Here is a 3,406-nt window from a genome sequence, read left to right as displayed (position 1 = left end):
ACGCCACCCGGCCACTCTACGACCCCATTTAGTGCGCAAATCAGCCCAGCAACCGAAACAAACCAGCAGGTCAACAGGTCGCACTCGTCAAGACCCGCCGAACGTGGCAAAAGTCAGGTGGCGGTTCGACCGGATGGCCACCGTGATCAACCCAGAGAGCCAGCGGGTGCAGGCCTCGTTTTCCGCGGTAGCCAAGCACTACGCCGTCGAAGTGCGGGCGTGCCCACCCCGGCGGGGCAACCGCAAAGGGGTGGTGGAAAAGGCCAATCACGTTGCGGCGCAACGGTTCTGGCGCACCCTGCCCGATGACGTCACCGTCGAGCAGGCGCAGCGGCAGCTCGACTCCTGGTGCGCCAAGCGGGGCGATGCCCGGCTGCGCGCCACCGCCGGCGGCAAGGCCAGCGTGGCCACCGTGGCCGCGGCCGAGCCGCTGCGCCCGCCGCCCGCATCGCTGCGCCCCGGGTCTGGTGCAGGTCTCGTTGTCTGTCACCCGGCCCGGGCGGGCTCGGTGGTCTGATCGTAACGTGGCCCTCGGTAGGCGACTTCGACCGCGGCCGGGGTGCGCTGGCTCAGTTCGCCGTGGACGCGACGATGGTTGTACCAGTCGACGTATTCGGCCACGGCAATCTCGACGTGCCGGATCGATTGCCATCCACGGCCGCGCGCGAGCGGGTTATGGATCAACTCGCCCTTGAATAGCGAGTTGGATGCCTCGGCCATCGCGTTGTCGTAGGAATCGCCACGCGAACCGACCGAGGCGACCACATCCGCCTCTTTGAGGCGTTCGGTATAGCGGATGGCTCGATATTGAACTCCGCGATCAGAATGATGGACAAGTCCAGCAACATCGTGTCCGGCTCTTTTTCTGGACCAGATCCCCATTTCTAGGGCGTCGAGGGCCAGGTTCGTGTGCAGCGAGGTAGAGACCTGCCAGCCCACGACCATCCGGGAGGACACGTCGATGACGAATGCGGCATATACCCATCCCGAAAACGTCCGTATATAGGTGATATCCGCTACCCAGAGTTGATTCGGATTATCGGCGGTGAAGCTGCGGTCGACCAGATCCGCCGGAGACGGCGACGCCGCTGCGATCGTGGTCTTGGGTCGTCTGCCACGCCGTAGTCCCTGCAGGCCAAGCTGGCGCATGAGTCGCTCGACCGTGCAGCGAGCCACACGAATCCTCTCCCGGTTCAACTGGGCATGAACCTTCCGCGCCCCGTAGACGCCGTAGTTCTCGCGGAACACACGCTCAATCTCCTTGCATAGTTCCGCGTCGCGCAACGCTCGTTTCGATGGAGCGCGTGTCTTCGCCGCCCAATATGTCCTCGGAGCGATCTCCACACCTGCTTGCTCCAGGATTGCGCAGATCGGCTCGACTCCGAGCTTCCTCCCCTCGACAATCCGCTCGCGGTGGCCGTCGATATAGTCGATGACCACCCCGAGCGGAATCTCCCGCCGCTCCGCGGAATCGCCAGAGGCTATTTGGTCTTGCGGTCGAGCTCCGCGGCGGCGAAAAACGCCGAGGCCGTCTTGAGGATCTCGTTCGCCCGCCGCAACTCACGCACCTCGCGTTCCAGTTCAGCGATCCGCTGGGCATCATCGCTGGCGCGACCCGGCGCCGTCCCGGCGTCGATCTCGGCGCGCTTGACCCACGTCCGCAACGCCTCGGGGTGGACGTCCAACTGGCCCGCGACCCGACGGATCGCCACCATCCGCTGCCCCTCGGCCGCGATCGCGTCCAACGCCATCCGCGTCGCCCGCTCACGCAGCTCATCGCTGTACTTCCTCGGTGCCGACATGCTCTGCATCCTTCCTGGAATCAGAGCCTGAACAGAACCCGGGGCGCAGCACATCGCCGTTTCCGGCCACGCTGGTGGTGGCCCGGGTCGCCTCGGCGCAGGCGCTGGTGGCCTTCCGCGGCAACCGCTATAGCGTCGCACCCGAACTCGCCGGCGCCGACGTCACCGTCACCTGCCGGCTCGGCGCCGACCACCTCGACATCGCCACCAAGACTGGGACGGTGATCGCCCGCCACGCCCTGGCACCCGAAGGCTCCGGGGCCATGGTGCGCGATCACGGCCACGTGGCTGCCCTCGAACAGGCCGCCATGTCCGCCGCCACCACCGCCCGGCCGCACCGCAGCAAGCAGCGCATCCCACCCGGAGAGGCCGCCCGAGCCGCCGCCGAGACGCTGCGCGCCCACCGTAGCGGCGCCACCTGCGGCAGCGACAGCGGCGAGGTCGTCGATCTGACCCGCTACGCCGCAGCAGCCTGCCCCCGGCCAGCCCGGCCGCCGAGCAACAACCCACCGGAGAGGAAACCCAGTGACAGCAACGACAAACCCGCCCCCAGCGGCGGTTCAGGCCGGGCCGTCCACGCCCGCGCAGGCCAGCCTCTACCAACGGCTGCGCACCCACCTGGCCGTGCTGAAGCTGCACGCCGCAGCCGAAGCGCTGCCCGGCGTGCTCGAGTCCGCCACCGCCGACGGACTCACGCTCACCGCCGCCCTCGAACGGTTGCTGGCCATCGAGGTTGAGGCCACCGAGACCCGCCGGCTGGCCGGGCGGCTGCGCTTCGCCTCCCTGCCCACCCCGGCCACGCTCGAGGAGTTCGACTACGACGCCGCCCCGGCGGTCGATCCCCAGCTCATCAACGAGCTTGCCACCTGCCGCTACCTCGACTCAGCGACCAACGTCCTGCTGATCGGCCAGCCCGGCCTCGGCAAGACCCACCTCGCCGTCGGGCTCGCCCGCAAGGCCGCCGAGGCCGGCTACCGCACCTACTTCACCACCGCAACCGACCTCGCCGCCCGCTGCCACCGCGCCGCCATCGAAGGACGCTGGGCCACCACCATGCGCTTCTTCGCCGGACCGTCCCTGCTCGTCATTGACGAACTGGGCTACCTGCCGCTGCCCGCAGAAGCAGCCTCCGCACTGTTCCAGGTCATCTCACAGCGATACTTGAAGACCTCGATCATCCTGACCAGCAACAGAGGCGTCGGAGCATGGGCAGACACCCTCGGCGACACCACCGTCGCCGCCGCCCTCCTCGACAGACTCCTGCACCGCTCCGTCGTCCTCAACCTCGAGGGCGACTCCTACCGCCTCCGAGACCACCACGCCCGCAACGACACGCTACGCAAAGCCACCACCGGCAACCGCCAACCGCTACGCTAACCACCGCCCCCAGGTGAGGAATTCCAACGAGCAACTCTGGCCAAGATCATTTAGCGGCGTCAGGTGCCGGCTTGCAGGGAGTGGTCTTCGGAGGCGCGGAGGGGCTCGGTCCCGTCGGGTTCGCGGTGCTGACGGTGGTGGGCCAGGATGGAGGCCAGGTCGGCCTCGCCGAATCGCCCGGCCAGCGCGGCGGTGCCCAGCGCCCGATCCAGGTCGGTGTGTCCGTA

The 3,406-nt window shown here is 67.9% G+C and carries 4 protein-coding genes; 3 read left to right on the top strand and 1 reads right to left on the bottom strand.

Annotation, left to right across the window (positions count from 1 at the left end; genetic code table 11):
- Positions 1 to 103: 103 nt before the first annotated feature.
- Positions 104 to 517, top strand: coding sequence for a hypothetical protein (locus tag CHB84_RS21975; RefSeq protein ID WP_245818920.1), 414 nt, complete (start codon positions 104 to 106; stop codon positions 515 to 517).
- Here CHB84_RS21975 and CHB84_RS21970 read toward each other — a convergent pair.
- Positions 487 to 1,802, bottom strand: a protein-coding gene (locus CHB84_RS21970) for an IS3 family transposase (RefSeq protein ID WP_425432332.1) whose coding sequence is annotated in 2 segments (ribosomal slippage) — positions 487 to 1,520 and positions 1,520 to 1,802 — 1,317 coding nt in all. Because the reading frame shifts where the segments join, the coding sequence is not laid out codon by codon here. The genes CHB84_RS21975 and CHB84_RS21970 overlap by 31 nt on opposite strands.
- On the opposite strand from CHB84_RS21970, the gene CHB84_RS24140 reads away from it, so the two are divergent.
- The gene (locus CHB84_RS24140) at positions 1,793 to 2,539 is read left to right on the top strand and encodes a Mu transposase domain-containing protein (protein ID WP_425432331.1); all 747 of its coding nucleotides are present in this window, start codon (positions 1,793 to 1,795) and stop codon (positions 2,537 to 2,539) included. The two genes, CHB84_RS21970 and CHB84_RS24140, sit on opposite strands and share 10 nt — an antisense overlap.
- Complete coding sequence (gene istB, locus CHB84_RS21960; protein ID WP_425432330.1) at positions 2,427 to 3,179, top strand: IS21-like element helper ATPase IstB; 753 nt, start codon at positions 2,427 to 2,429, stop codon at positions 3,177 to 3,179. Before CHB84_RS24140 ends, istB begins: the two co-directional genes overlap by 113 nt.
- Positions 3,180 to 3,406: the final 227 nt, after the last annotated feature.

The sequence above is a fragment of the Haloechinothrix alba genome (genome assembly GCF_900188115.1).
In the GTDB taxonomy this organism is placed as follows: Bacteria; Actinomycetota; Actinomycetes; order Mycobacteriales; family Pseudonocardiaceae; genus Haloechinothrix; species Haloechinothrix alba.
This window is presented reverse-complemented; position numbering and strand designations above follow the sequence as displayed.